We start from the raw sequence: 26,122 nt of genomic DNA on the forward strand, positions 1-26,122 counted from the left end.
AGGGATTGACCCGTGAAGATCAATAAACTTTATGCCCTGCTTCTGGCATCGGGCCTGGGCAGTTTTGCGCCATTGGTTTTGGCCGAAGATACAGTTGACGTCGGTTCGGTGAACGTTGCCGGTAAACAGACCCTGGGCAACGGCCACATGATCAAGGAAGAAAGCGCCAAGGGACGTTCCACCGTGACCAAGGAGGCCATGGACCAGATGGCCCCCACTGCCAACGCCGTGGACAAGCTCAAGTACACCCCGGGGATCAACGTTTCCAGCACCGACGCCACCGGCCTGAGCGGCACCAACTTCACCATGCGCGGGATGAACTCCGACCAGGTCGGGCTTTCCGCCGATGGTTTCCCGATCAACGACTCGGGGGACTACAGCATCTACCCGAACCTCATGGGCGACCCGGAGAACTTCAGCGAAGTCTTCGTCACCCAGGGCTCGTCCGAAGCCGACGGCCCGCACATCGGCTCCAGCGGCGGCAACATCGGCCTGGTGACCGTGCGCCCGACCAAGGACTTCGGCGTGTTCGCCAAGCAGTCCATCGGCTCGAACAACGTGCGCAAGAGCTTCGCCCGTCTCAACACCGGTGACCTGGGCGGCTTCAAGACCTGGGTCTCGGCGTCCCACACCGAGGGCGACAAGTGGCGCGGCAAGGGCACCCTGCGGGCTGACAAGGTCGAGTGGAACACCCTGTTCGAAGACGGCAACGGCAACTCCACCAACGCCATCGTCAAGTACAACCAGCAGGAAAACTACAACTACAACAGCCTGAGCAAGGCCCAGTTCCAGAACCAGGGCCGGCGCCTGGACTACTCGGAAAGCACCGTGTTCAAGAACGGCAGCGTGTCCCAGTCCTACAAGCTCAATCGCAACCCTTTTGAAAGCCTGACCGCCTCGGTGACCCAGCGCTTCCAGCTGCGCGACGACCTGAGCCTGACCTTGAACCCCTACTACGTGTGGTCCAACGGCGGCAGCTTCAGCGGCCAGACCGCCACCAGCTTGTCCGCCAGCTCGAACAAGGCCGGCAACTACGACCTGAGCGGCTTGCCTGCCGGCACCTACTACCGGCCGTCGTGGACCGAAACCTGGCGCCCCGGGATGACCACCAAGCTCAAGTGGGACCTCAACGAAGAGCACAGCCTGGACGTCGGCTACTGGTACGAGCGCGCCCGCCAGCGCCAGACCCAGCCCTTCATCGGGATCAAGGGCAATGGCGCCCCGGAAAATGTCTGGGGCGACTACAACGGTTCCGACCAACTGGTGGACCGCAACGGCGCCACGGTCCAGGGCCGTCACCAATACACCGTGACCCCGGCGCAGAAACTCTGGGTGCAGGACACCTGGCAGGCGACCCCGGACCTGACCCTGACCGGGGCCCTGGCCTACCAGTACGTGGAACGTGACGGCAACAACCTCGGCAGCCTCACCGACAAGCCGGAAAAACGCGACGCCAAGTACCACGAGTTCCTGCCCAGCTTCAACGCCAAGTACCAGATCGACCCGAACAACCAGGCCTTCTACAACGTCACCCGCAACATGCGTACGCCGCCCAACTACGTGCTCTACAACAAGGGCGATTCCATCAGCCTGAAACCCGAGCTGAGCTGGAACCAGGAACTGGGCTGGCGCTACAGCGAAGACAACATGGCCCTGAGCGCGACCCTGTTCTACATCAGCTTCAAGGACCGGCAGATCTCCACCACCGACGTCAACGGCGACTATGTGGTGGCCAACGTTGGCGAAGTGAAGAACCGCGGCCTGGAACTGGAGTGGAGCGGCAAGTTGCCCCACGATTTCAACTACTACGCCTCGTACACCTACACCCAGTCCGAGCAGATGGACGACCTGAGCAACAAGAACGTGCTGCTGCCCACCTCCGGCAAGCAACTGGCCAACGTGCCGGAAAACATGTTCAACCTGAGCCTGGGCTACGACGACTCGCGCTACTACGGCAACGTGGTCGGCAAATACGTCGGCGCCTTCTACGGCGACCTGACCAACGACGAGAAGATCGCCGGCCGCACCGTGGTGGATCTCAACGCCGGTATCCACTTGCCGGTGGACAAGAAGGTGCTGAAGTCCGCGACCCTGCGCTTCTCCATGCTCAACGTGTTCGACAAGGAATACCTGGCCTCGACCCGTACCGTGTCGTTCAACACCCAGCGCACCAATGGCCTGGCGCCGAGCACCGCCTACTACAACGTCGGTGAGGAACGCACCGCGATGGTCTCCCTGGAAGCCGGGTTCTGATGCCCTTCGGGGCCAAGAGGAAATGACGATGGACATGAATCTGCTGCACGACATCACCTTCTACACCATGTACGGCGCTGCCGCGATTGCCGCCTTTATCGCCGTGGAGCGGGGCATCTACTTCAGTTTCAGCCTGCGCCAGGCGAAGAAACTGGAGAGCGTGCTCAACCCGAAGATGCACAGCGTTGACGACCTGCCCGCCGAGCTGCGCCAGCGCAACAGCCTGCCCCTGGAGATGGTCGCCGAGCTGTTTGCCCACAAGCAGGGGCTGGCCAGCCACAAGGACCTGGAAGACCTCAGCGAGTCGATCTACATCGCCACCCGCAGCAAGCTGATGCATGGCCTGTGGCTGCTGGAAACCGTGGTCACCGCCGCGCCCCTGCTGGGCCTTCTGGGCACCATCCTGGGGATCATCGACACCTTCAAGGCCCTGGCCGAGACCGGCGTCAGCGACCCCGGTGAAGTGTCCAAGGGCATCGGCACCGCGCTGTACGCCACCGCCTTGGGGATCGCCATTGCCCTGGGCAGCATGATCTTCCACAACCACTTCCAGGACCGGGTCGAGCGCATCACCGACCACCTGAAGATCCTGCTGCTGCGCGCCGGCATGGGCACCGCGCTGAAGGCCCCCGCACCCACGGTCCAGGGCAATCTGCAACCGGCCTGATGACCTGACGTGACCTGTAGCCGCTGCCGCAGGCTAGGGCCGCGTTCGGACGATCGACGGCGAGCGCTGTTCCCCAGCGCTCGTCTCTGTCCGATCCAGGCCTGTGTCAGCGGCCTTTTTTTTGCTGATCTGCCAAGGATTTCTTTCATGTCCCGTCTTCGTCCCATGCCCCGGTTGCTGGGTGCACTGACCCTGGCCCTAGTCACCCTGGCCGGTTGCAGCTCGCTGCCGCGCGAGCCGCAACCGGTGGCGGTGAACATCGTCGCCATCAACGACTTGCACGGCTATTTGCAGGCCAACCCCTTCAGCTACAAGGACCCCCAGGCCCCGGGCGGAGTGCGCAAGCTTGCGGCCGGCGGTATCGCCACCCTGGGCGGCATGCTCACCCAGCTGCGCCAGCAGGACCCGCAACTGCTGTTCATCGGCGCCGGTGACCTGGTGGGCGGCAGCCCGCCGCTGTCGGCCATGTGGGCCGACGAGCCGACCCTGGAAGCCCTGCGCCGCATGGACATGAAACTCAGCGCCATCGGCAACCACGAACTGGACAACGGCAAGGCCGAGTTCCTGCGCCAGCTCAATGGCGGCTGCCAGTCATCGCGGCCGGACAAGGCCTGCCAGTTCCGCCCGAACTACCCCGGCAGCGGCTTCCCCTACCTGGCGGCCAACCTGCTGGACAGCGACACCGGCCAGCCGCTGTTGCCGGCCTACCGCATCGAGGAGGTGCGCGGGGTCAAGGTGGCCTTCGTCGGCGCGGTGCTGCGGGACGTGTCTTCGGTGGTCAGCGCCAAGGGCATGCGCGGTTTGCAGGTGGCCGATGAAGCCGACGCCATCAACCGGCTGATTCCCGAACTCAACGCCAAGGGGGTCAACGCCATCGTCGCCGTGGTGCACCAGGGTGGCGCGACCCCGGAACCGTTCGACCAGCAGGACTGCTCGCAGTTGAGTGGCGATATTGTCGACGTGGCCAAGCGCCTGGACCCGGCGGTGGACGTGTTGATCAGCGCTCACTCGCACCAGGGCTACCTGTGCAAGGTCGGGCCATTGCTGGTGACCCAGGGCAATGCCTACGGCCATCTGTTGACCCACCTGACCCTGCAAGTGACCCCTGGCCAGCACCGGGTGACGAGCATCCAGGCCCTTAACCTGCTGGCCGATCCGGCCCGTTATCCACAGGACCAGGACTTGGCGAAGCTGCAACAGGAGGTCGAGGCCCGCAGCAATCAGGTGCTGCTCCAGCCGGTAGGGGCGATTGCCGCCTCGCCGATTGCCCGGCGCGCCGACAACGCCGGGGAAATGCCCATCGGCGACCTGATCGCCGACGCCCATCTGGCGGGTGGTCGGGCCAACGGTGCGCAAATCGCCTTCATGAACACCGGCGGCATTCGCAGCGATCTGGCCCTGGAGCCGGGGCAGACCCAGGTGAACTACGGGCAACTGGCGACCTTGCAACCGTTCAACAACAACCTGATCGCCTTCGATCTCACGGGGCGGCAGATCGAACAGGTGCTCAACCAGCAATGGAAGGGCGCGGAGGATGCCAACATCCTGCAAGTGTCCCAGGGCTTCAGCTACCGCTGGGACGCCAAGCGTCCGCTGGACAGCCGCGTGGTGCCGGGCAGTGTGCGTCTCGATGGCCAGCCACTGCAGGCCGACCGCAGCTACCGGCTGGTGATGAATGGTTTCCTGGCCGATGGCGGCGACCGTTTCAGCCTGTTCAAGAGCGGCCGCAACCGCAGCGACCTCGGGCTCAGCGACCTGGACGCGATGCTGCAGTACCTCAAGGCCATGGACCAGCAGGGCCGGCCGGTGGGCTCCAGCACCAGCGCCGGGCGTATCCAGCGCCTCAACTGACACCAGAAGCGTCCCGATCCTTGTAGCCGCTGCCGAGCCTGCGAGGCTGCGAAAAGGTCCGCAGGACCTTGCTTGGCGATCTCCCGCCAAGCCAGCAGCGGCCTCAAGACCGCCGCGACCGCTTCGTCGGAATACCGCCCAGCCCGTTCGCCGCCTGCGCCAGCGGCTACAAGGGATGCGTCGGGCGGGAGGGGCGTTTTCGCCGTCGTGAAAATATTTTCAAAAAACAGGTGAGGTCTTTGCGTTCGAGCCACGTGTAGTGCTTGAAAGTGCGACTAATTCGCATTCATGGCTTTTTTACACGCGAGTCTCAAGCATGAAGTCCAGGGCACATTCGGCGGCAAACGCTTCGGTCAAACGGTGGTTCGGCGCTTCGGCGCTGGTGGTGTCGGGGTTGGCATGGCTGCCCCTGAGCGTGGCGCAGGCGGCCGAGGCCGGCAGTGCGCAACACGGTGCGCTGTTCAACTTTGCCATCGTGGCCAAGCCGCTGCCCCAGGCCCTCAGCGATTTCACCCGGGTCACCGGGATTAGCGTGGTCTACACCGACGAAGCGCCTTACGCGTTCAAGGCACCGGCCCTCAGCGGCCCGTTCAGCGCCGAACAGGCCCTGCAGCGTCTGCTGGGCGGTTCCGGCTTCACCTACCGGCGCAGCGACGCGCACACCCTGGTCCTGGAACCCTTGCCCAGCAGTGGCGCACTGAACCTGGGGGCCACCAGCATCACCACCCCGGGCCTCGACGACAGCACCAGCTACCAGCCGCCGGCCACCACTTCGGTGGCCCGTTCCCAGGCGCTGAACCAGGAGATCCCGCAGATCATCAACGTGGTTCCAGCCCAAGTGCTGCGGGACCAGACCCCACGCAACCTGGACGATGCCCTGAAGAACGTCAGCGGCATCACCCAGACCAACACCCTGGGCGGCACCCAGGATGCGGTACTGCTGCGCGGCTTCGGTGACAACCGCAACGGCTCGATCATGCGCGACAGCATGCCGGTGGTGCAGGGCCGGGCGCTGAATGCCACGGCGGACCGGGTGGAAGTGCTCAAGGGCCCGTCGTCTCTGCTGTACGGCATCCAGGACCCGGGCGGGGTCATCAACATTGTCAGCAAGAAGCCTGAACTGCAGCAGTCCACGGCCCTGACCGTGCGTGGCTCGACCTACGGCTCGGGCAAGAACGGCAGCGGCAGCAGCCTCGACACCACGGGGCCGCTGGGTGATTCCGGGCTGGCCTACCGCTTGATCGTCGACCATGAGGACGAAGACTACTGGCGCAACTTCGGCACCCATCGCGAATCCCTGGTGGCGCCGTCCCTGGCCTGGTACGGCGAGCGCACCAAGGTACTGCTGGCCTATGAGCACCGCGAGTTCCTGACCCCCTTCGACCGTGGCACCGCCATCGATCCCAAGACCAACCACCCGCTGGACATCCCGGCCACCCGACGCCTGGACGAGCCGTTCAACAACATGGAAGGGCGCTCGGACCTGTATCGCTTTGAAGTCGACCACGAGCTCAGCGACGACTGGAAGGCCCACTTCGGCTACAGCTGGAACCGCGAGACCTACGACGCCAGCCAGGTGCGCCTGACCGCGGTAAATGCCAACGGCACCCTGACCCGGGCCATGGACGGCACCCAGGACGCCTTGACCACCGACCGCTACGCCACCGTCAGCCTGGAAGGCCAGGTGCAACTGGGCGGCATGCGCCACGATCTGGTGTTTGGCCTGGATGATGAGTACCGCAAGATCTACCGCGCCGACCTGATCCGGCAGAAAAGCCGGACCACCTTCAACTACCTGAACCCGGTCTACGGCCGGGAAGTGGCCGGAACCACAGTCAGCGCCAACGACAGTGCGCAGACCGACCTGTTGCGCAGCGACTCGCTGTTTTTCCAGGACGCCATCCACCTTACCGACCAGTGGATTCTGGTGGGCGGCGGACGTTTCCAGGAATACGACCAGTACGCCGGCAAGGGCCGGCCGTTCCGGGTCAATACCAACAGCAACGGACAGAAATTCGTGCCGCGGGCCGGGCTGGTGTATCGCTACACCGACCAGTTGTCGCTCTACGGCAGCTACACCGAGTCGTTCAAGCCGAACTCCAGCATCGCCGATCTGGCCGGTGGCAGCGCGGTGCTCGACGGCTCCATCGCCCCGGAAGAAGCCAAGTCCTGGGAGCTGGGGGCCAAGCTCGACATCCCTGGGCGCATCACCGCCAGCGCGGCGCTGTTCGATATCACCAAGCGCAATGTGCTGGTGACCACCGCCACCGCTACCGAGACGGTCACCAGCGTCGCCGGCGAAGTACATTCCCAGGGCCTGGAACTGGACCTGACCGGGCAGCTCACCGATCAGTGGAGCCTGATCGGCAGCTACGCCTACACCGACACCGAAGTGACCAAGGACACCCAGTACAAGGGCAAGCAACTGCAGAACGTGGCCAAGAACACCGGCTCGCTGTCGGCGGTCTACGACTTTGGCAGCCTGATCGGTGGCGACCGCCTGCGCGTCGGCGCCGGGGCCCGTTATGTCGGCGAGCGCGCCGGGGATGCGCCCAACAGCTTCGACCTGCCGGGCTACACCGTGGCCGATGCCTTCGCCACCTACGACACCCGGGTCGAAGGGCAGAAGGTCAAGTTCCAGCTCAACGTGAAGAACCTGTTCGACAAGACCTACTACACCTCGTCGGCCAGCAAGTTCTTCGTGTCCATGGGGGATGCCCGCCAGGTGTCGCTGTCCAGCACCCTGGAGTTCTGATGAGCAACCTGATCCCGGGCCTGGCCGTGGCGCCTTAGTCGGCGCCCAGCGCCAGGGCTTGCGCTTGCGCCGCACAGTCGTCGCTGGCAGTCAGGCCCTTGGCGCGAACGGCCAGCAGCTCTTGCCGGGCGACGGCGAAGTCGGCCTGGAAGGTCGGATCGGTGTGCAAGCGTGCCACGGTGGTCGCGCCAATCTCGCGGCCTTCACGGACGTCGCTGTACCAGTGCACGTTGCACACCATGCGGCTTTCCGAATAGGCCCGGCCACGGGCCCAGAGCGCGTTGCCGTACTCGGGGGCCAGTTCGCTCAACAGCAGCGCCCAGGCCCAGCCGATGGCGCTGTGGCCCGATGGGTAGGAACCATCCGCGGCCAGCTTGGCTTCATCTTCCGGGGTGCAACTGGGCTGCTGGTTGTAGACGAAGGGCCGGGGGCGCTGGTAGCGCTTCTTTGCGCTATAGGTGGCCAGCCCGGCATCGGTCAGGGTCCGGCGCAAGACTCTGTACAGCGCAGGTGTTTGCTGTTCGCTGATGGGCGCATTCAGCGCACAGGAAAACGTCTCTGCGGCGGCGGGGAATTTCAGGTTGGCATCGCTGATGGCCAACGCCCAGCGTTTGCTGCCACGCAAGGCCTGGCTTTTTTCAGCCATGCTCTGGTCCAGCGCGAAGGCTGGCGTGCCCACCGCAGGAGGTGGTGGTAACAGCGACAGACTATTGGGCAGATCCTGCTGTTTCAGATAACCGATCAAGTAACCCGGTCGGAACTCCGGGACGTTTTCCGCTTGGCTGGTTTGTTTGGCTGCGGCGCTGTGGATCAGACTTGAAAACAATAGACCGGCCAAACAGTTCGATAGTAGGCGTTGCATGTGGATATCACCTCTAGGAGTTTGATTCGCTACATGGGTTCTGCTTATTGGGTTACTTGATGTTCCAGGCGTAATTGAACATCAGCCGTGTATCATCGGTGTCGCGAATGAAGTTCTTGGCATAGTTGGAGCGATAGTGTGCGGTGCGCAGGCGCACACTCAAGTTTTTCAGTGGGCCTTGTTGCACGACATAACGCAGTTCGTTATCCAACTCCCATGACTTGCCAATGGTTCGGGTTCCGGTGATTTCTGCATGGCTGCCGGATATATAGCGGCTGTTGATACTCAGTCCCGGCAAACCCAGGTTGGCGAAGTCATAGCCATAACGCAGTGCCCAGGAACGTTCTTTGGCATTGGCGAAGTCACCCAGTACCGATAAGTTGATCAAGTTGGCATCGGCGCCCAGGATGTTGGCATAACCGGTGTCTCCCAACATTCGCTGATAAGCCAGGCCAAGGCTGTGGCCTTTATAGGCATAGCCGAGCAGCCCCTGCAGAGCGCGGTTGTCGATCTTGCCGCCTTTGGCATTGCCATAGTCGTTCATCAGGCTCAAGCGCAGATCGCTGCTGAACGTCCCCGCGCCCCAGGGGCTCTTGTTGACCAGGGTGAAGACCTGCTGGCGGTAGATGTCCTCCAGTTGGGCGACATGCACCCGCGCCAGCCATTGCTTGTGGAACCGATAGTCGACGCCCGCCATGTCGAAGTGTTCTGCCGTGGCCCCCTGACCCTGGAAGCGTCGGTTCAAAGGGCTCAAGGTCAGCGGCGTGTACTGCGTGGCGTTGCGCTGCATGACCCGGCTCAGGCGCCCGGCGGTCAACTCCAGGTCATCGATTTCATTCGAGGTCAGCAGCCCGCCTTCGAAAATCTGCGGAAACAGGCGGCCGTCGTTGGGTTTCAAGGTTGGCAGTACCGGTGGCACCAGCGCGCCGAACTTGAACAGGGTCTTGCTGGCCTTGAGCTTCCCGGTCAGGGCCAGTTTCCAATAGTCATCCTCTGCCCGGCCATCGCGCCCCACCTTCAACAGCCCGGTGCCGGTTCGGCCAGGCGCGGAGTCCAGCTTGATGCCGAGCATGCCGATGGCGTCGGCACCCACACCCAGGCGGCCCTCGGTAAACCCCGAGTCCAGGCGCAGGAGCAAACCTTGTGCCCATTCTTCGCGGGTGGGCGCGGTGCCTTCGCGATAGTCCCGATTGAAGTAATAGTTGCGCAGTTCCAGGCGCGCGCTGCTGTCTTCAAGCAGTTCGGCTTTTACCGGGATGGCCAGCAGCCCGGCGCAAATTAGGGTAGAGCGGTTGAGCCATCGTCGTGGCCAGTGTCTTGAAGGCATTTCATCGTCCTCTGTTTTTGTTGTTTTAGGAGAAAGGCGATTGGGGGCTGATGTGTTGAGTCTTTGCCGCTTTGTTTAAATCTGATGAATGGTGGGTGAAGTTGTGGGTGTGGCTGTTTTGGGGTTGAAGTTAATGGGGGAAGGCGTGTGGCTGTTTGTTGAATCGTTGCGTAATGCCGGGGATTCAAGGCCTAAAGACTAAGTTGGGGCTGGGGTTAAACAAGAATCATCAGTTCTGTGAATGGGGTGATAACTGAAGTTTTAAAATAATTACCTGTTTGCGTTTTTGTTTGTCATACAGGTACTTGTTAGAAGTGCTCTTTTATAGAGGGCTGCGTAGGAGTTTATTAATTGTTTGGTAAGAGTTGTCCTGTTTAGGTCAAGAATTTGAGTAACTTACTTATTCAGGCGTGCCGATGCGGACTTTGGCATAAGAAGGGGCCTACAGAGGCGGGTCAGGATCAAGCCGAACTTCAGCGCAGGAATGCCAGGCGGTAGTCCCCCGGTGTTCCACCCAGGGCCTGGCGGAAGCGATTGTTGAAGTGGCTGGCGCTGGCAAAACCACAGGCCAGGGCAATCTCCCCCAGGGGCTGGGCAGTGCTGCGTAGCAGGTGCCGGGCCCGGCTCAGGCGTCGGGCCAGCACATACTGATGGGGCGGCAGGCCGAAGCTGGCGCGGAACATGCGGGCGAAGTGGTACTCCGACAGCGCACACAACCCCGCCAGTTGGCCCAGGCTCAGGGGCGCGTCCAGCTGGCTGTCGATGTAGTCCACCAGCAGGCGGCGCTGGTGCGCGGCCAAGCCGCCCTTGAGCCGGGCACCCTGGCGCAGGCCCACTTGATTGAGCAGGGCATGGCTGAGCATCTCGTGGGCCAGGCTGCTGGTGAGCAGGCGCTCGCCGGGCTCGTCCCAGTTCAGGCGGACCAGTTGCGCAAAGCGCCGGGTCTGCTCGGGGTCATCGACAAAGGTGCTTTCGCGCAGTTGCATTGCCCGGGGTTCGCGGTCCAGCAGGGTGACGCAACCCAGGGCGAATTGTTCGGGGCTGAAATACACGTGGGCCAGGCGGATATCGCCGTTGATCACCCAGGCCGACTGGTGCTCGGCAGGCAGGATGCACAGCTTGCCCGGGCCGCCTTTGCTGTCCGGCTGATCGCGGCGAAAGGTGCCGGTGCCGCCGGCCAGGTAGCAGGACAGGGTGTGGTGGCCGGGTGCCTCATATTCCTGGGCGTCGTGATGGTTGCTCCACAAGGCGGCGGACAAGCCGTCTCCGAGCTCGGCGCTGTGCTCCAGGCGAGCATGGGGCGAGCGGTTCAAGGCTTGGAAGACTTGCAGGGTATCCAGTGCGGGCATGCTGTTCGAGTCGGCAAGGGGTCCGGTTTCCGGTGGTTCGCATGCTACTCCCTCGCCGGTTCGCCGCCAGCCCCGGGCCGATAAAAAGCGCAAGTTTATGCAAGCGCCCAAGGTCGGGCGGGCGGGACACTGCACGCCTTATAAAGGAGTCGCGCCATGAACCTATCGCTGTACCTGTTGACCGTGCTGATCTGGGGCACCACCTGGATCGCCCTGAAACTGCAACTGGGGGTGGTGGCGATTCCGGTGTCCATCGTCTATCGCTTCGCCCTGGCGGCCCTGGTGCTGTTCGTCCTGCTGCTGCTCAGTCGCAAGCTGCAGCCAATGAACCGCCGTGGCCATCTGATCTGCCTGGCCCAGGGCCTATGCCTGTTCTGCATCAATTTCATGTGCTTTCTGCACGCCAGCCAATGGATTCCCAGCGGCCTGGTGGCGGTGGTGTTTTCTACCGCGACCTTGTGGAACGCCTTGAATGCGCGAGTGTTCTTTGGCCAGAAGATCGCCCGCAACGTGCTGCTGGGCGGCGGCCTGGGCTTGCTGGGGTTGGGGCTGCTGTTCTGGCCGGAACTGGCAGGCCACAGCGCCAGTCCGCAAACCCTGCTGGGCCTGGGCCTGGCCCTGCTGGGCACCCTGTGTTTCTCGGCGGGCAACATGCTCTCCAGCCTGCAGCAGAAAGCCGGGCTCAAGCCCCTGACCACCAATGCCTGGGGCATGGCCTACGGCGCGACGATGCTGGCGGTGTATTGCCTGTCCCAGGGCATCGCCTTCGATGTCGAGTGGACCACCCGCTACATCGGCTCGCTGCTGTACCTGGTGATACCGGGTTCGGTGATCGGCTTCACCGCCTACCTGACCCTGGTGGGGCGCATGGGCCCGGAACGGGCGGCCTATTGCACGGTACTGTTCCCGGTGGTGGCGCTGAACGTCTCGGCCTTTGCCGAAGGCTACCAATGGACCGCCCCGGCATTGGCCGGACTGGTGCTGGTGATGCTGGGCAACGTGCTGGTGTTCCGTAAACCCAAGGCTGCGCCAGCCTCTGTAGCCGCTGCCGAGCTTGCGAGGCTGCGAACGGCGGCGCAGCCGTCGCAAAACCAGGCGACCTGATGCTGCCGGGCTATCGCTGAAGGTCCTGCGGACCTTTTCGCAGCCTCGCAGGCTCGGCAGCGGCTACAGGTGGTGATAGGCAGTGGGTGGTCAGCCCTTCCACACTTGCGGGTTGACCAGGTCCTGCGGGCGTTCGCCCAAAAGGGCGCTGCGCAGGTTGCGCATGGCGCGTTCGGCCATGGCGTCACGGGTTTCATGGGTGGCCGAGCCGATGTGCGGCAGGGTCAGCGCGTTCTTCAGCTGGAACAGCGGCGATTCTGCCAACGGCTCTTTCTCGTACACATCCAGGCCGGCGCCGCGGATCTGGCCCTTCTGCAAGGCGTCGATCAACGCCGGCTCATCCACCACCGGCCCGCGGGAAATGTTCACCAGGATCGCGCTGGGTTTCATCAGGGCCAGTTCGCGGTGGCTGATCAGGTGCCGGGTCTGTTCGCTCAACGGCACCACCAGGCAGACGAAATCCGCCTCGGCCAAGAGTTGCTCCAGGCTGCGGAACTGCGCCCCCAGTTCCTGTTCCAGGGCGGTCTTGCGGCTGTTGCCGCTGTAGAGGATCGGCATACCGAAGCCCAAACGCCCACGGCGGGCGATGGCTGCGCCAATGTTGCCCATGCCGACGATGCCCAGGGTCTTGCCGTGCACATCGCAACCGAACAGCGCCGGGCCGACGCTGGCCTGCCATTGCCCGGCCTTGGTCCAGGCGTCCAGCTCGGCCACCCGGCGGGCGCTGCCCATGAGCAGGGTAAAGGCCAGGTCGGCGGTGCTTTCGGTGAGCACGTCCGGGGTGTTGGTGAGCATCAGCCCGCGTTCGTTGAAGTAGTCCAGGTCGTAGTTGTCGTAGCCCACCGAGATGCTCGACACCACTTCCAACTGCGCGGCTTTTTCCAGCTGTGCGCGTCCCAGTTTGCGGCCGACGCCGATCAGGCCGTGGGCCTGGGGCAGGGCTTCATTGAACTGCGCGGCGATGTCCCCGAGCTTGGGGTTGGGGACGATGACCTCGAAGTCCTTTTGCAGGCGTTCGGTCATCTCGGGGGTGATGCGGCTGAAGGCAAGTACCGTCTTTTTCATTGCGGGAAGACTCATCAGGCGGGAGAGAATGCCAAGCAAGCTAACATTCCCCACCGGCTTTTTGTAGCCGCTGCTGCAGGCTGCGATGGCTTGCACAGGGGCGGCCTGGTGGTAGCTCTGGAGGGTTCGGCGAGCGTTGCTCAGGCTGAGCCCGCGCAGCCTCGCCTTGGCTCGATAGCGGCTACAGGCCCCCGGTTCAAGGGGGCGGGCTCAGGTGGCCAGGCGTGCGCCGCTCAGGCTGCCGCTCAGTTCATAGGCCGCCAGTTCCGCCTGGTGCGCGGCGAGGATCTCCGGCAGGGAGCCGCGCAGGTATTCGACCCAGGTCTTGATCTTGGCGTCCAGGTACTGGCGCGACGGGTAGATGGCGTACAGGTTCAACTCCTGGGAGCGGTACTGGGGCATGACCCGTACCAGGGTGCCGTTGCGCAGGCCCTCGATGGCGGCGTACACCGGCAGCACACCCACTCCCATGCCGCTGATGATCGCGGTCTTCATGGCGTCGGCGGAGTTCACCAGGAACGGCGAGCTGTTGATGGTCACCATCTCCTGGCCTTCCGGGCCGTCGAAAGCCCACTTCTCAAGCGGTATCACCGGGCTCACCAGGCGCAGGCAGGCATGGTTGAGCAGGTCGCTGGGTTTGTGCGGGCAGCCGTTGGCTTTCACGTAGGCCGGGGAGGCGCAGACGATGCTGTAGGTGATCCCCAGGCGCTGGGAGACGAACCCCGAGTCCGGCAGCTCGCTGGCCAGGACGATGGACACGTCGTAGCCCTCGTCCAGAAGATCCGGCACGCGGTTGGCCAGGGTCAGGTCGAAGGTCACGTCCGGGTGGGTCTTGCGGTAGCGGGCGATGGCGTCGATCACGAAGTGCTGGCCGATGCCGGTCATGGTGTGCACTTTCAACTGGCCGGCGGGGCGGGCGTGAGCGTCGCTGGCCTCGGCTTCGGCTTCTTCGACGTAGGCCAGGATCTGCTCGCAGCGCAGCAGGTAGCGCTTGCCGGCTTCGGTCAGGGCGATACGGCGGGTGGTGCGGTTGAGCAGGCGGGTTTGCAGGTGAGCCTCAAGATTGGAGACTGCGCGCGAGACGTTGGCCGTGGTGGTGTCCAGTTGCACGGCCGCGGCGGTGAAACTACCGGCTTCGGCGACGCAACTGAAGGCGCGCATGTTTTGCAAAGTGTCCATGGGGTGCTCTCTGGGGAGATGGCAAATTGTGACACGAAGTTACGGGGGCTTGGATAGGCGACCAAGGGATTATCGCGTTTACGGTAACAAAGATTCACAGGAATCCCACCTTATCGCCGCCACGGGCGCCCCCTAGAATTGCGCCGATCCGTAGGAGCCGGTTTGCCGGCGATCCGCGCAACGCGGTTTAGCAGGCGTATCGCTGCGCCGGCCAGCCGATGCCTACGAGAGAAATACTCCCCCCGATCTTCAGGAATTCGCAGCAGTGCCGCGTCGCATCAGCAGAGGGTTCAAGACCCTCAGTGTTTGGGCTTTATCGTTAGCAATCAGCGGCTGCATCGGAACCGGAGGCATTGCCCCACAAGGCAAGACACTTCCCGCTAATACACTGGCCACCGACGAGGCGATAAAGAGCGCCGCGCAAGAGGCCCACTGGCCCAGTGCCCAGTGGTGGCAGGCCTATGGCGACCCGCAGCTGAACCGCTGGATCACCCTCGCCATGCAAGGCAGTCCGAGCCTGGCCATGGCCGCCGCCCGGGTGCGTCAGGCCAAGGCCCTGGCCGGTATTGCCGAGTCCGCCGAGTCGCTGCAGATCAAGGGCGACGCCACCCTCAAGCGCCACAACTGGCCCACCGATCAGTTCTACGGCCCCGGCGCCCTGGCCAACAGCACCACCTGGGACAACAACGCCGCCCTGGGCTTGAGTTATGCCCTGGACCTCTGGGGCCGGGAAAGCAACAGCACCGAGCGCGCCGTCGACCTGGCCCACATGAGCGTGGCCGAAGCCCGCCAGGCCCAGCTGGAACTGGTGAACAACGTGGTGCGCAGCTATATCCAGCTGTCCCTGCACTTCGCCCAGCGCGATATCGTCGCCGCCACCCTGAAGCAGCAGCACCAGATTCTCGAACTGGCGCAACGACGCCTGGACGGCGGCCTGGGCACCCATTTCGAAGTCAGCCAGGCCGAGGCGCCGCTGCCGGAAACCCATCGCCAGCTGGACGCCCTGGACGAAGCAATCGCCCTGACCCGCAATCAACTGGCGGCCCTGGCCGGCAAGGGCCCGGGGGAGGGCGCGCAACTGCAGCGGCCGAGCCTGTCCCTGGGCGCCGCGCTGAAACTGCCCTCGGCCCTGCCCGCCGAACTCCTGGGGCAGCGCCCCGACGTGGTCGCCAGCCGCTGGCAAGTGGCGGCCCAGGCCCGTGGCATCGATGTGGCCCACGCCGGCTTCTACCCCAATGTCGACCTGGTGGGCAGCATCGGTTTCATGGCCACCGGCGGCGGGGCCCTGGAGTTCCTCACCGGCAAGAAACTCAACTACAACGTCGGACCGGCCATCAGCCTGCCGATCTTCGACGGCGGGCGGCTGCGCTCGGAACTGGGTGACGCCGCGGCCGGCTACGACCTGGCCGTGGCCAGGTACAACCAGACCCTGGTGGACGCGCTGAAAAGCATCTCCGACCAGTTGATCCGCCGCGAGTCCATGGACAAGCAGCAGGCCTTCGCCGCCGAGTCGGTGGCTGCGGCGCAGAAGACCTACGACATCGCCACCGTGGCCTTCCAGCGCGGCCTGACCGACTACCTGAATGTGCTCAACGCCCAGAGCCTGCTGTTCCACCAGCAGCAGATCCAGCAACAGGTGCAGGCCGCGCGCCTGACCGTCCAGGCGGACCTGGTCACGGCCCTGGGCGGCGGGCTTGAAGCCGGCCGCGACGTTCCCGCGGAAAATCGCACCCAGGCACCCAAGACCCCCGCGGCCCTGGCCGTGTTCGACCACTGAAGCAGGCCCTCATGACTTCCTTGCCCGCCCCTTTGCGCTGGCTGTACTCCCTGGAATGGCGCCGGGGTTTCTTCGACTGGGCGCGCAGCGACGGCGTGACCTGGGTGTATATCTTCAAGGTCCTGGCCGCCGCGTTCCTCACCCTGTGGCTGGCCATGCGCCTGGAGTTGCCGCAACCGCGCACGGCGATGATCACCGTGTTCATCGTCATGCAGCCGCAGAGCGGCCAGGTGTTCGCCAAGAGTTTCTACCGCTTTCTCGGCACCCTGACCGGCTCGGCGGTGATGGTGGCGCTGATCGCCCTGTTCGCCCAGAACACCGAGCTGTTCCTCGGCTCACTGGCGATCTGGGTCGGCATCTGCTCGGCCGGTGCCGCGCGCTACCGCAACTTTCGCGCCTACGGTTTCGTGCTGGCCGGCTACACCGCGGCCATGGTCGGGCTGCCGGCCCTGGCTCACCCGGAAGGTGCCTTCATGGCGGCGGTGTGGCGGGTGCTGGAGATCTCCCTGGGGATTCTCTGCTCGACCCTGGTCAGCGCCGCGATCCTGCCGCAGACCGCCAGCGCCGCCATGCGCAACGCCCTGTACCAGCGCTTTGGGGTGTTCGCCCTGTTCGTCACCGACGGCCTGCGCGGGCGCAGCCAGCGCGACAGCTTTGAAAGCAGCAACGTGCGCTTCATTGCCGAGGCCGTGGGCCTGGAAGGGCTGCGCAGCGTCACTGTGTTCGAAGACCCGCACATGCGCCGGCGCAATGGCCGCCTGAGCCGCTTGAACAGCGAATTCATGGGCATCACCACGCGTTTCAACGCCCTGCACCAGTTGCTCGAACGCCTGCGCAGCAGTGGCGCCGACCATGTGGTGGCGGCGATCAAACCGGGCCTGCAGGACCTGGCGGAACTGCTGGACGGTTTCTCCGGCCGGGCCCTGACCAGCCCCGATGCGGGGCGCCTGGCCACGGCCCTGGCGGCCTACAAGAGCGAGCTGCCGGCGCGGGTGCGCAGCCTGCGGGCGGCCTTCCAGGAGAGCGGTCCGAGCGATGCCGAGCAGTTGGATTTCCACACCGCCTACGAGCTGCTGTACCGCTTCGTCGACGAGATGCACAGCTACGCCCAGACCCACGCATCCCTGGCCGACCACAGTCACGAACGCGAGCGCTGGGACGAGCCCTACACGCCGCAGACCAACTGGCTGGCCTGCGCCGCTTCGGGCATCCGCGCGGCCTTTGTGCTGGTGGTGCTGGGCAGCTACTGGGTGGCCACCGCCTGGCCCAGCGGCGCCACCATGACCCTGATCGCCGCCGCCACCATCGGCCTGTCCGCCGCCACGCCGAACCCCAAGCGCATGGCCTTCCAGATGGCCTGCGGGACCTTGATCGGGGCCCTGGTGGGCTTCGTCGAAATGTTCTTCGTGTTCCCCTGGATCGACGGCTTCCCGCTGCTGTGCCTGATGCTGGCGCCGGTGATCGTGCTCGGTTCATTCCTCGCCTCGCGGCCCAAGTACGCCGGGGTCGGCCTGGGCCTGCTGATCTTCTTCAGCACCGGTTCGGTGCCGGACAACCTGACCGTCTACAACCCCTACACCTTCATCAACGACTACATCGCCATGGTCATGGGCATGCTGGTCTGCGCCGCGGCCGGGGCGATCATCCTGCCGCCCAACAGTCGCTGGCTGTGGCGGCGCCTGGAGCAGGACCTGCGCGGCCAGGTGGTGTACGCCATCAGCGGCAAGCTCAAGGGCCTGGCTTCCAGTTTCGAGAGCCGCACCCGCGACCTGCTGCACCAGGCCTATGGCCTGGCGGTGGGTCAGCCCAAGGTGCAGAGCGAACTGCTGCGCTGGATGTTCGTGGTGCTGGAAGTCGGCCACGCCATCATCGAGTTGCGCAAGGAACAGGCGATCCTCCCGGTGCACCCGGCCTATGCCGAATCCCAGCCCTGGCGCCAGGCGATCCGGGTCATGGGGCGCTCCCTGGTGCGGCTGTTCCTGCAACCGAGCCAGAGCAACCTGGAGCGCGGGCTGATCGCCGTGGACCACGCCATCAGCCGGGTCCAGGCCACCGACGAACCCTTTGCCCCGCACTTCGACACCTCGGCCCTGCGCCGGGTCAAGAGCTACCTGCACTTCATCCGCACTTCACTGCTCGACCCGCAATCGCCGCTGGCGGCCTATGCCGTGGCCAAGCCGGCGGCGCCTGCACCCCAAGGACTTGACCATGCCTCGTGAAATCGCCTTCCACGGCGTTTACATGCCCACCATGACCCTGATGTTCTTCATCGCCGCGGCCCTGGCCTGGGCCCTGGACCGGTTCATTTCCGGCTATGACCTGTATCGCTTCTTCTGGCACCCGGCGCTGCTGCGCCTGAGCCTGTTCTGCTGTCTGTTCGGCGCCATGGCGCTCACTGTCTACCGTTGAGATTCGCCCAATGAAAAAGTTTTTCAGCCTGCTCGCCACCCTGCTCGTGCTGGCCCTGGCCCTGTGGATCGGCCGTACCCTGTGGGAGCACTACATGTACACCCCCTGGACCCGTGACGGCCGGGTGCGGGCGGACATCATCAACGTCGCCGCCGACGTCACCGGTGAAGTGGTGGACGTGCCGGTCAAGGACAACCAGCTGGTGCACAAGGGCGATCTGCTGATGCAGATCGACCCCGAGCACTACCAGATCGCGGTCAAGCAGGCGCAATCGCTGGTGGCGTCGAAGAAGGCCACCTGGGAGATGCGCAAGGTCAACGCCAAGCGCCGCGCCGACCTGGACAACCTGGTGATCTCTAAGGAAAACCGCGACGACGCCGGCAACATCGCCGACTCGGCCCTGGCCGATTACCAGCACGCCCAGGCCCAGCTGGAAGCGGCGGAACTCAACCTCAAACGCACCCAGGTGCGCGCGGCGGTGGACGGCTACGTCACCAACCTCAACGTGCACCGCGGCGACTACGCACGCATTGGCGAGGCGAAGATGGCGGTGGTCGACATGAACTCGTTCTGGGTCTACGGCTTCTTCGAAGAAACCAAGCTGCCCCACGTGCGCGTGGGGGATAAAGCGGACATGCAACTGATGAGCGGCGAAGTGCTCAAGGGCCACGTGGAAAGCATTTCCCGCGGCATCTACGACCGCGACAACCCGGAAAGCCGCGAACTGATCGCCGACGTCAACCCGACCTTCAACTGGGTGCGCCTGGCCCAGCGCGTGCCGGTGCGCATCCACATCGATGAAGTGCCGGAAGGCGTGCTGCTGGCGGCGGGCATCACCTGCACCGTCATCGTCAACCCCGAGCCCCTGTAAGAGCTGGCTTGCCAGCGAAAGCGCCGGCAGGGGCGATGCAAGGCTCGCGGGCCTCTTCGCCGGCAAGCTGGCTCCTACGAGGGAGGCATCGGCTGTAGGAGCTGGCTTGCCAGCGAAAGCGTCGGCATGGGTGATGCGAGGCTCGCGGGCCCTTTCGCCGGCAAGCCGGCTCCTACGACAGTGGGGGCGACGGTTATTTGTAGGTTTTCTGCATGATCGCCAGGGACTTCTTCGCCGTGGCTTCCAGACCGTCGTTGACGTGGTTGATCGCGGCCACCAGCTTCGGGTTCTGCAGCACGTCGACACCGGGGTAACGTTGTTGGGCCAGGCGCGAGACGATGATGTACTGGGTCACCGCGTAATGCAGATCGAACTTGCCGCTGTCCCGGGCCTTGGCAATGGCCGCTTTGACAAAGGCCTGGCGCTCGGCCGTGGTCATGCCCTGGAACAGGTCGGGGAGATCGAAATGGATCTCGGCCGAGAAAATCGCTACCTCCTCATCTCGTGCTTCGTCGTACATCACCTGCTTGCTGGTCACGCGCTTCTTGAGGTCGGCAAAGCGCTGTTCGCCTTCGGCCAGTTGCTCTGGGCTCATCTTGCCTTTCAGGGCATCCAGCTGGCTGGTGTCCTCGGTGTTGTCGATGACTTTCAGCCAGGCGTAGGCCTTCACCAGATCGCCGGACTCTTCGGCGGCGTCGGCCAGGCTCTGCTGCGGTTCCGGGTTGCCGTGCAGCGCCGAGCGTTCCAGCCAGCGCAGGGCCAGGTCCCGGTCCTTGGGAATGTCCTTGTCGCCGAACCAGTAGGTGGCGTACATGCCGTACTCGGCGCACCAATCGTTCTGCGACGCCGAGTAGGCGATGTAGTTGAACGACTCGCGGTCGCGCTCGGCCTTGGGCTTGTCCGTTTCCTGGTCAGTGGTGGTGGACAGGTAGCAGAAGGCCCGGGTGTAGTGCGGCGCGGCCATGGCGAAGCAGCCCTTGGCGTTCTTGTAGTCCTCGATCTCGTTCAGCTTGTAACCGATGCCGTACAGCAGATCGGCCTCCATGGCCGGGTTGCAGTATTCGTTGCTGCTGACCTTGGGCAAGACGCTGTCCAGCGTCAGCTTGGGCAGGGTGTCATTCAGTTCGGGGACTTTCGGTTCGGTGTTTTCCGGAGCTGTGGAGGCGCAGGCCGCCAGCAAGACAGCCAAGGCCAGTGGCAGCGCGTTGAACAATTTCAATGGGTATTCCCTGATCGGCGAATGAAAAGGCGCGCATGAAATCAGGCTGGGACAGGACGGGAGAGGGTGGAGCGTTAGCCATTCCGTGCTTGGGTGTCGACGCCAGCGATTCCATGCTGCATGAGCCCTAAGGGCTCAAGGTCGCGCATTCTACGGGGTTTGAGAGGGCGTACAACCCAAACCGCGGCCTCTGGTTGACCGCGGCAAGGGCCCTGAGGCCTTGAGCGGATGACACCTCGGCGACGGCTTCAACAGCGCTAGCGCCGCCGCTCCCGTTATGACTTGCGCTTGGCCAGAATGGTTTTGGCCTTGGCTACGCTGTCTTCCACGCTCAGGTCATCGTCCTCCAGCACGGCCTGCAGCGCCGGGTCTTGCCACAGGTCCACGGCCGGGCCGGTGCTTTGCACCAGGCGGGAAATCAAGGCGTAGGCCACCAGTTGGCCGCGGGTGTGGAACTTCGGGTGGCGCTCCTGCATGTCCACCAACTGGGCGACGAACGCATGCCGTTGCTCAGGCGACATGCCCGTGAATACTTCCGGGTAGCTGAAGTACAGATCCCCTGTGCCCAGGGCGATGAGGTCCTGGCGCAGCGCCTGCTCAATCTCCTGTTTCGGCGTGAGTTGACCGAGCAATCGGGTGTAATGCTGCTCGCCTTCGGCCAACTGCTGAGGGCTCATCTTGCGTTTCAGCGCTGCGAGCGTTTGGGCGTCATCCAGGGTTCGGGCCCAGGCGAAGGCCAGCGGCAAATTGTCCTGTTCGTTGCGGCGCACCATCTCCTGTTGCGAGTCCTGGTCGCCGTGCCGAGCGGCGCGTTCCAGCCAGGCCATGGCCAATGCCTTGTTCGGGGGCTGGTCCAGCTTGCCGACGTTATAGATGTGGTACAGGCCCGCTTCCGCACAGGATTCATTGTGCTGGGCGGCGTAGGCGATGTAGTTGAAGGCTTCGCTTTTGTCATAGTCCTTCTGCCTGGAGCCGACGATCCCGCCCAGGATGCACAGGCTCATGGTGTTGTGGGGGGCGGCCATGATCAGGCAGGCGCGGGCCATCTGTATGGCCTGGCTTGCCAGCAGGGTACGGCTTGCGCCATGCCGCACCTCGTCCTCATTGATCAGTCGGATGCCGAGGCCGACCAGCCGTTCGCTGTCCATCTCCGGTGAGCAGTACGGGTTGGCCTCGACCTTGGGCAGGATCTGTTCCAGGCTCAGGTCCGGCAGGGTGGCATTGAGTTTTTCGTCCGGTGACGAGGCATTGCAGCCCAGCAGCAGAGTGAGGATGGCCAAGGGCAGCAGGCTACGAGATTTCAATGAAGAGTCCCTGAGGTTCAATCGTAAAAGGCAGGACGCCAAGAGGGCATGAGCAGGGGCGGGGTGCAGCCGTTGCGTGCCTGAGGTGCCGCTTCCCTGGAATTTGAGTGCGGGCATTCTATGGGCATCGGCGCGGCATACAACGGTGTCATGCAACGGATCCCCTGCGTGGGGTGCTCAGAGCTTGGCGTTCAAGCCAAACCGCTTCATCAGTCCCTTCTCCAGCCAACCCTTGGGCAGCAGGTTGGCCAGCAGCGGCAGGGCGCGGCTGCCATTGCCCAGGCGCACCAGGCGCGGCGGGTTGTCCTGCTGCACGGCCTTGAGCAAGCCGGCGGCAAATTCGCTGGCGGGGGTCGGCTTGTCCTGGGAGGCCTTGGCCCGGGCGCGGATGCCCTCGCGCAGGGGCCACCAGGGCGATTGTTCGTTGAGCAACTGTTCGGCTTCATGCCCGGCGTTCTTGGCGAAGCTCGATGTAATGGCCCCGGGCTGCACTTCCATGACCCGGATGCCGAACGGCGACAGCTCCATGCGCAGGGCGTCGCTCAAGGCATGCACCGCGGCCTTCGAGGCGCAGTAGGCGCCGGCAAACGGCGTCACCAGCACCCCGGACACACTGCCGATATTCACCACCAGGCCACGGCTGCGGCGCAGCACCGGGAACATCGCCCGGGTCACCCCGACCACCGAGAACACATTGGTTTCGAACTGGCGCTGCATGGCTTGCACACCGCCATCCAGTAGCGGGCCCATGGCGCCGTAGCCGGCGTTGTTGATCAGCACATCCAGGCCGCCGTATTGCTGGTTGATCTCCTCGCCCAGGGCGCTCAGGGCCGGGGCGTCATTCACGTCCAGTTGCACGGCCTTGAAACCGGCGGCTTGCAAAGTGTTTACGTCCTCGGCCTTGCGAGCGGTGGCGAGCACGGTGAAACCGGCGCCCTTGAAGGCATCTGCCAGGGCGCGGCCGATGCCGCTGGAACAACCGGTGATCAACGCTACGGGCATGGCGCGGTCCTTGTGCTGGGTGAGGGGAGGGGCGAATCAGTCGGAGAAACTACCCTGTAGACGCTCGGCGCGAAACTCCAGGGTTTGCGGGCGATAGCCGGGGCGCAGCGGTGGCAGCGGCAGGCAGTCCTGCCAGTTGGCGCCGGCCTGCAACTCGCCGGGGCCACGGTAGCGCGGGGCGCTGTACTGGTTGTCGGCGAGGTTGACGGTATCCCCCGGGGCATAGGCGGCGACCCGCCAGCGCAGTTCCACCAGGGGCACCTTGTTGCCGTTGTTGAGCTTGACCTGCAGCGGCCGGTCGGCGGGGCAGTGGTCCGGCGCGTAGCTCAGGCGCAGCTCCAGGCGCGCCAGTTGCTGGGCTTCGCGGTTGTCCAGCCAGACCACCCAGCAGGCCACCAGGGCCAGGCCGAACGCAGCGGCCAGGGACACGGGAAGGGCTTTGGCGGGGTAGCGCAGAAGCAGGATCAGCCAGGTGATGACCAGCAGAACGCCGATGAACATGAGGTGAGCCTCGGGGAAAAGGAGGGGACATCCTACCTAAGCGTAGGTGGGGTTGGCGATGGAGGAGGGCTGTTGTGACGTTATCCACAGGCCTGGTTTTGATGGGGGTGTTAGGGACAACAGACGGTCCGTTAAAGCGGATTTATGCCGATAGTGGACATCATGTGGTCCACTCTGGTGCCCGCCCGAGCGGGTGGTTGGCATGCTCCCGGGGCCTCTATTCACTCCTGGAACACCTTTACCGGGACTGGAAAATGCTCAGGTTCTAAGGGCTGCAAACATCGAGCGAGGCGAATGCTAGCTGAAGGGGTGGACTCCGCTTTCGACTGTGAAGAGTGCTGGTGCCAAGGACGAGACATGCCCGTGGTGGCGATCTATGAGGTGTATAATCTCCGGGCTTTGGCATCAATCATGGGGCGATGATGGACGTATCACTGCAGCAGATTTTGCAAACTGCACAGATCAGCGATCTGAAGAAGCTGGGGACGTTTCTTGAGGTCAAACGCTTTGTCGAAACTCAGCTCTATTTGAAGTTAGGGGCAAATGGCTGGAGCTCTTTATCTTTGAAGTTGAAGCGCCTCAGTGCCCTCGCAGAAGAGGGGCGAGAGTGCGAACGTGCGCTCAGTGATGCCTTGCCCTATCCGGTTGTGCGCAATGAAGTTTCAAAAAGAATCGGCTTCAGGATGTGCGCCAGGAATGTTGCAGAACTAAGAGACGCTTTGTCCTTGTTGTCGAAATGCGCTGTTCGTCCTAGGTTTGATCCTTACGAACGTTTCGAAAAGAACAAGCTTAAAAACTTTGTAAGCAGTTCAAGACTGGAAGGCATAGACATACCGATCTTCGACGAAAAAGCCTCGTTGGAAAAAGTCTTGGCCAAGCATGGAAGACCGTTGAATAGATAAATACGACGCTTCTCATGATCATTACTGCTACCCCGCCTCCTCAGTGCTTAAAAACAAGCTGAATATTCAGGAAATGGCCGCCCTTGAGGCGGCGGAGAGGGACATCACCGCGCTGACCGTCAGTCGGGTTCGCTATGTTGCTCCGCCCTACAGCCTGGAGAATCTCAAGCTGCTGCATCGACAGTTGTTTTCCGACCTCTATGCCTGGGCGGGAGAGATAAGAAATGTTGATATCTCCAAGGGCGGGACGCGTTTCTGTAACTGCGGAAGAATCGAGGCGGAAGCCCTGAAGATTTTTTCCAATCTTCAAGAAAACAACTGGCTGAGTGGACTTGAACGAAACGATTTCTGTGAAAAGTTGGCGGAATTCTACTGCGAGCTGAACATGATTCATCCGTTTCGCGAGGGCAATGGCCGAGTCCAGCGGATCTTCTTTGAACACCTCGCGCTATCGGCCGGTTACGAACTGGACTGGGAAGAGGTCAGCCAGGATGAGTGGCTTGAAGCGAATATCAATGGCGTCTATGTGAACTACGCGCCCATGGCAGAGATCTTCAAGCGCATCGTCACTGCCTAAAACCTCCTATCGAAGTTGGCCGCAATGGCCTGCTTGTTCTGGCGTGCTACGGCGTGCCGCCATCCTCAACATTCCCAACACCCGTGGCTTGGACATAAACTGCGACGCCTTTGTCGTTGCTCCGTATAAGACCCGGGACTAGCCTTTGAGCGTCGCTGCGAAAGCAGTGATCGGGTTTGGTCGCCCGACTTGATACAGGCGCAACAGCGCCCCTTGACGATTGCAGGCGCTTTTTTTGCGCCCGCATTTCCGTGCAATGGCGGCTGTGCGTGGAAGGGCTTCGGCCCTGCCGGGTTCCTGTATCTCCGGTCGACCAATCCACGCACGGCTGCCACCCATTCGTTTGGTCGCGAACGTGGCAGTCCTCACTTTGATACGGGAGGTTCAATCATGTGCGCTATCAAAACCTCGGGCTTCGTCACCTTCGGTTCCTGTGGTGATGCCGATCAGTCCCTGTTCCGCGTCAATGCCGACGTGCCTCTGCAGCAGGCGCTGGAGCACGCGTCGACCCTGCTGTACTACGCCAAGAAACTCGCCCTGGATGCGGCCATGGAAGACCAGGGCGAGCGTTACGCCTGGGCCGCGCATTTCCTGGCGGAGATGGGCAAGGCGCTGATCGATGACGTGGGATTGGGAATGAAGGAAGAGGTGTTGCACGCCTGATCGATGTTTCCTGATGGAGGGAGTCGAAAGAGCGCTGTGTCTTCGTGGGAGGGACGCAGCGCTTTTTTGTTTCTTGTAGCCGCTGCCGCAGGCTGCGAACGACCGCGTAGCGGGCGCAGGGGGCTTGAGATCGCTGAAGGTCCTTCGGCCCTTTTCGCAGCCTGCGGCAGCGGCTACAAAAATCCCCCTGTCCAAGCGCCTGCGGATAGGGGACGCCGGCACCTGGAAAGGGGGAGCACAAAGGTCTTGCTAGCACGACTCCCTGCTTTTACTTGCAGCTTGGCGCTTGAAGCTTACGGCTGCCTCTACTGATCGCTGTTTCTTGTAGCCGCTGCCGCAGGCTGCGAACGACCGCGCAGCGGGCGCAGGGGGCTTGAGATCGCTGAAGGTCCTGCGGCCCTTTTCGCAGCCTGCGGCAGCGGCTACAAAAATCCCCCTGTCCAAGTGCCTGCGGATAGGGGACGCCGGCACCTGGACAGGGGGAG

21 protein-coding genes are annotated in these 26,122 nt (G+C 63.4%); 12 read left to right on the forward strand and 9 right to left on the reverse strand.

Going from position 1 to position 26,122, the window contains the following annotated elements; translation table 11 throughout:
* The first annotated feature begins 12 nt into the window (after positions 1-12).
* The 4 genes from ACMGF8_RS10005 to ACMGF8_RS10020 all read left to right on the forward strand — a co-directional run bounded on the left by ACMGF8_RS10005 (position 13) and on the right by ACMGF8_RS10020 (position 7,526).
* The gene (locus ACMGF8_RS10005; protein WP_102861217.1) at positions 13-2,253 is read left to right on the forward strand and encodes a TonB-dependent receptor family protein; all 2,241 of its coding nucleotides are present in this window, start codon (positions 13-15) and stop codon (positions 2,251-2,253) included.
* A 28-nt stretch (positions 2,254-2,281) separates the two neighbouring features.
* A complete protein-coding gene (locus ACMGF8_RS10010) occupies positions 2,282-2,920 on the forward strand; it encodes a MotA/TolQ/ExbB proton channel family protein (RefSeq protein ID WP_102861218.1) in 639 nt (212 codons plus the stop codon).
* Positions 2,921-3,067: 147 nt separating this feature from the next.
* Positions 3,068-4,771 (forward strand): bifunctional metallophosphatase/5'-nucleotidase, encoded by a 1,704-nt coding sequence (locus ACMGF8_RS10015; RefSeq protein ID WP_305948944.1) that lies wholly within the window; start codon positions 3,068-3,070, stop codon positions 4,769-4,771.
* A gap of 316 nt (positions 4,772-5,087) precedes the next feature.
* Positions 5,088-7,526 (forward strand): TonB-dependent siderophore receptor, encoded by a 2,439-nt coding sequence (locus tag ACMGF8_RS10020; protein ID WP_416759461.1) that lies wholly within the window; start codon positions 5,088-5,090, stop codon positions 7,524-7,526.
* Between the two features lie 34 nt (positions 7,527-7,560).
* On the opposite strand, the gene ACMGF8_RS10025 is transcribed toward ACMGF8_RS10020, so the two are convergent.
* The 3 genes from ACMGF8_RS10025 to ACMGF8_RS10035 form a co-directional block, all read right to left on the reverse strand.
* On the reverse strand, positions 7,561-8,388 hold the full coding sequence (locus tag ACMGF8_RS10025) for an acid phosphatase (protein WP_416759463.1): 828 nt from the start codon (positions 8,386-8,388) through the stop codon (positions 7,561-7,563).
* Between the two features lie 52 nt (positions 8,389-8,440).
* A complete protein-coding gene (locus ACMGF8_RS10030) occupies positions 8,441-9,715 on the reverse strand; it encodes an OprD family porin (protein ID WP_102861222.1) in 1,275 nt (424 codons plus the stop codon).
* 473 nt (positions 9,716-10,188) lie between these two features.
* Positions 10,189-11,064, reverse strand: coding sequence for an AraC family transcriptional regulator (locus ACMGF8_RS10035; RefSeq protein ID WP_207167089.1), 876 nt, complete (start codon positions 11,062-11,064; stop codon positions 10,189-10,191).
* 156 nt (positions 11,065-11,220) lie between these two features.
* Between ACMGF8_RS10035 and ACMGF8_RS10040 the strand changes: the two genes are divergently transcribed.
* Entirely contained in the window at positions 11,221-12,168 is a 948-nt protein-coding gene (locus ACMGF8_RS10040; protein ID WP_102861224.1) for a DMT family transporter, read from the forward strand.
* A 90-nt stretch (positions 12,169-12,258) separates the two neighbouring features.
* On the opposite strand, the gene ACMGF8_RS10045 is transcribed toward ACMGF8_RS10040, so the two are convergent.
* Both ACMGF8_RS10045 and ACMGF8_RS10050 read right to left on the reverse strand, forming a co-directional pair.
* Entirely contained in the window at positions 12,259-13,233 is a 975-nt protein-coding gene (locus ACMGF8_RS10045; RefSeq protein ID WP_416759466.1) for a 2-hydroxyacid dehydrogenase, read from the reverse strand.
* Positions 13,234-13,443: 210 nt separating this feature from the next.
* Complete coding sequence (locus tag ACMGF8_RS10050) at positions 13,444-14,412, reverse strand: LysR family transcriptional regulator (RefSeq protein ID WP_102861226.1); 969 nt, start codon at positions 14,410-14,412, stop codon at positions 13,444-13,446.
* Positions 14,413-14,677: 265 nt separating this feature from the next.
* Between ACMGF8_RS10050 and ACMGF8_RS10055 the strand changes: the two genes are divergently transcribed.
* The 4 genes from ACMGF8_RS10055 to ACMGF8_RS10070 are packed head-to-tail and all read left to right on the forward strand — an operon-like array spanning position 14,678 to position 19,469.
* On the forward strand, positions 14,678-16,189 hold the full coding sequence (locus tag ACMGF8_RS10055; RefSeq protein ID WP_207167091.1) for an efflux transporter outer membrane subunit: 1,512 nt from the start codon (positions 14,678-14,680) through the stop codon (positions 16,187-16,189).
* Positions 16,190-16,200: 11 nt separating this feature from the next.
* Entirely contained in the window at positions 16,201-18,408 is a 2,208-nt protein-coding gene (locus ACMGF8_RS10060) for an FUSC family protein (RefSeq protein ID WP_115581644.1), read from the forward strand.
* Positions 18,398-18,598, forward strand: coding sequence for a DUF1656 domain-containing protein (locus tag ACMGF8_RS10065; RefSeq protein WP_007930063.1), 201 nt, complete (start codon positions 18,398-18,400; stop codon positions 18,596-18,598). The genes ACMGF8_RS10060 and ACMGF8_RS10065 overlap by 11 nt, the downstream gene beginning before the upstream one ends.
* 10 nt (positions 18,599-18,608) lie before the next feature.
* Positions 18,609-19,469, forward strand: coding sequence for an HlyD family secretion protein (locus ACMGF8_RS10070; RefSeq protein ID WP_102861229.1), 861 nt, complete (start codon positions 18,609-18,611; stop codon positions 19,467-19,469).
* A 193-nt stretch (positions 19,470-19,662) separates the two neighbouring features.
* Here ACMGF8_RS10070 and ACMGF8_RS10075 read toward each other — a convergent pair whose 3' ends face one another.
* The 4 genes from ACMGF8_RS10075 to ACMGF8_RS10090 form a co-directional block, all read right to left on the reverse strand.
* Positions 19,663-20,688 (reverse strand): sel1 repeat family protein, encoded by a 1,026-nt coding sequence (locus ACMGF8_RS10075; RefSeq protein ID WP_242553901.1) that lies wholly within the window; start codon positions 20,686-20,688, stop codon positions 19,663-19,665.
* 275 nt (positions 20,689-20,963) lie between these two features.
* Positions 20,964-21,992 (reverse strand): sel1 repeat family protein, encoded by a 1,029-nt coding sequence (locus tag ACMGF8_RS10080; RefSeq protein WP_242553902.1) that lies wholly within the window; start codon positions 21,990-21,992, stop codon positions 20,964-20,966.
* 177 nt (positions 21,993-22,169) lie between these two features.
* A complete protein-coding gene (locus ACMGF8_RS10085) occupies positions 22,170-22,994 on the reverse strand; it encodes an SDR family oxidoreductase (protein ID WP_207167092.1) in 825 nt (274 codons plus the stop codon).
* A gap of 36 nt (positions 22,995-23,030) precedes the next feature.
* A complete protein-coding gene (locus tag ACMGF8_RS10090; protein ID WP_102861233.1) occupies positions 23,031-23,495 on the reverse strand; it encodes a multidrug transporter in 465 nt (154 codons plus the stop codon).
* A gap of 422 nt (positions 23,496-23,917) precedes the next feature.
* Here ACMGF8_RS10090 and ACMGF8_RS10095 point away from each other — a divergent pair, with 422 nt between their 5' ends.
* From ACMGF8_RS10095 to ACMGF8_RS10105, 3 genes are all read left to right on the forward strand, one after another.
* Positions 23,918-24,397, forward strand: a complete 480-nt coding sequence (locus ACMGF8_RS10095) for a YhfG family protein (protein WP_180988522.1) — start codon at positions 23,918-23,920, stop codon at positions 24,395-24,397.
* Positions 24,390-24,974 carry a putative adenosine monophosphate-protein transferase Fic gene (locus ACMGF8_RS10100; RefSeq protein ID WP_108544357.1) on the forward strand — a complete coding sequence of 195 codons (585 nt, stop codon included), beginning with the start codon at positions 24,390-24,392 and terminating at the stop codon, positions 24,972-24,974. Before ACMGF8_RS10095 ends, ACMGF8_RS10100 begins: the two co-directional genes overlap by 8 nt.
* Before the next feature lie 390 nt (positions 24,975-25,364).
* Complete coding sequence (locus ACMGF8_RS10105) at positions 25,365-25,637, forward strand: DUF3077 domain-containing protein (RefSeq protein WP_108544359.1); 273 nt, start codon at positions 25,365-25,367, stop codon at positions 25,635-25,637.
* The last annotated feature ends 485 nt before the right edge of the window (positions 25,638-26,122 follow it).

The organism is Pseudomonas sp. BNK-7, from assembly GCF_048072025.1.
Lineage (GTDB): Bacteria > Pseudomonadota > Gammaproteobacteria > Pseudomonadales > Pseudomonadaceae > Aquipseudomonas > Aquipseudomonas danubii.

What these genes read in the sequence shown, in the direction of transcription:
- ACMGF8_RS10010 (WP_102861218.1), top strand. Translation starts at nt 2,282, where the DNA reads ATGGACATGAATCTGCTGCACGACATCACCTTCTACACCATGTACGGC.
- ACMGF8_RS10015 (WP_305948944.1), top strand. Translation starts at nt 3,068, where the DNA reads ATGTCCCGTCTTCGTCCCATGCCCCGGTTGCTGGGTGCACTGACCCTG.
- ACMGF8_RS10020 (WP_416759461.1), top strand. Translation starts at nt 5,088, where the DNA reads ATGAAGTCCAGGGCACATTCGGCGGCAAACGCTTCGGTCAAACGGTGG.
- ACMGF8_RS10025 (WP_416759463.1), bottom strand. Translation starts at nt 8,388, where the DNA reads ATGCAACGCCTACTATCGAACTGTTTGGCCGGTCTATTGTTTTCAAGT.
- ACMGF8_RS10030 (WP_102861222.1), bottom strand. Translation starts at nt 9,715, where the DNA reads ATGCCTTCAAGACACTGGCCACGACGATGGCTCAACCGCTCTACCCTA.
- ACMGF8_RS10035 (WP_207167089.1), bottom strand. Translation starts at nt 11,064, where the DNA reads ATGCCCGCACTGGATACCCTGCAAGTCTTCCAAGCCTTGAACCGCTCG.
- ACMGF8_RS10040 (WP_102861224.1), top strand. Translation starts at nt 11,221, where the DNA reads ATGAACCTATCGCTGTACCTGTTGACCGTGCTGATCTGGGGCACCACC.
- ACMGF8_RS10045 (WP_416759466.1), bottom strand. Translation starts at nt 13,233, where the DNA reads ATGAAAAAGACGGTACTTGCCTTCAGCCGCATCACCCCCGAGATGACC.
- ACMGF8_RS10050 (WP_102861226.1), bottom strand. Translation starts at nt 14,412, where the DNA reads ATGGACACTTTGCAAAACATGCGCGCCTTCAGTTGCGTCGCCGAAGCC.
- ACMGF8_RS10060 (WP_115581644.1), top strand. Translation starts at nt 16,201, where the DNA reads ATGACTTCCTTGCCCGCCCCTTTGCGCTGGCTGTACTCCCTGGAATGG.
- ACMGF8_RS10065 (WP_007930063.1), top strand. Translation starts at nt 18,398, where the DNA reads ATGCCTCGTGAAATCGCCTTCCACGGCGTTTACATGCCCACCATGACC.
- ACMGF8_RS10070 (WP_102861229.1), top strand. Translation starts at nt 18,609, where the DNA reads ATGAAAAAGTTTTTCAGCCTGCTCGCCACCCTGCTCGTGCTGGCCCTG.
- ACMGF8_RS10085 (WP_207167092.1), bottom strand. Translation starts at nt 22,994, where the DNA reads ATGCCCGTAGCGTTGATCACCGGTTGTTCCAGCGGCATCGGCCGCGCC.
- ACMGF8_RS10090 (WP_102861233.1), bottom strand. Translation starts at nt 23,495, where the DNA reads ATGTTCATCGGCGTTCTGCTGGTCATCACCTGGCTGATCCTGCTTCTG.
- ACMGF8_RS10095 (WP_180988522.1), top strand. Translation starts at nt 23,918, where the DNA reads ATGGACGTATCACTGCAGCAGATTTTGCAAACTGCACAGATCAGCGAT.
- ACMGF8_RS10105 (WP_108544359.1), top strand. Translation starts at nt 25,365, where the DNA reads ATGTGCGCTATCAAAACCTCGGGCTTCGTCACCTTCGGTTCCTGTGGT.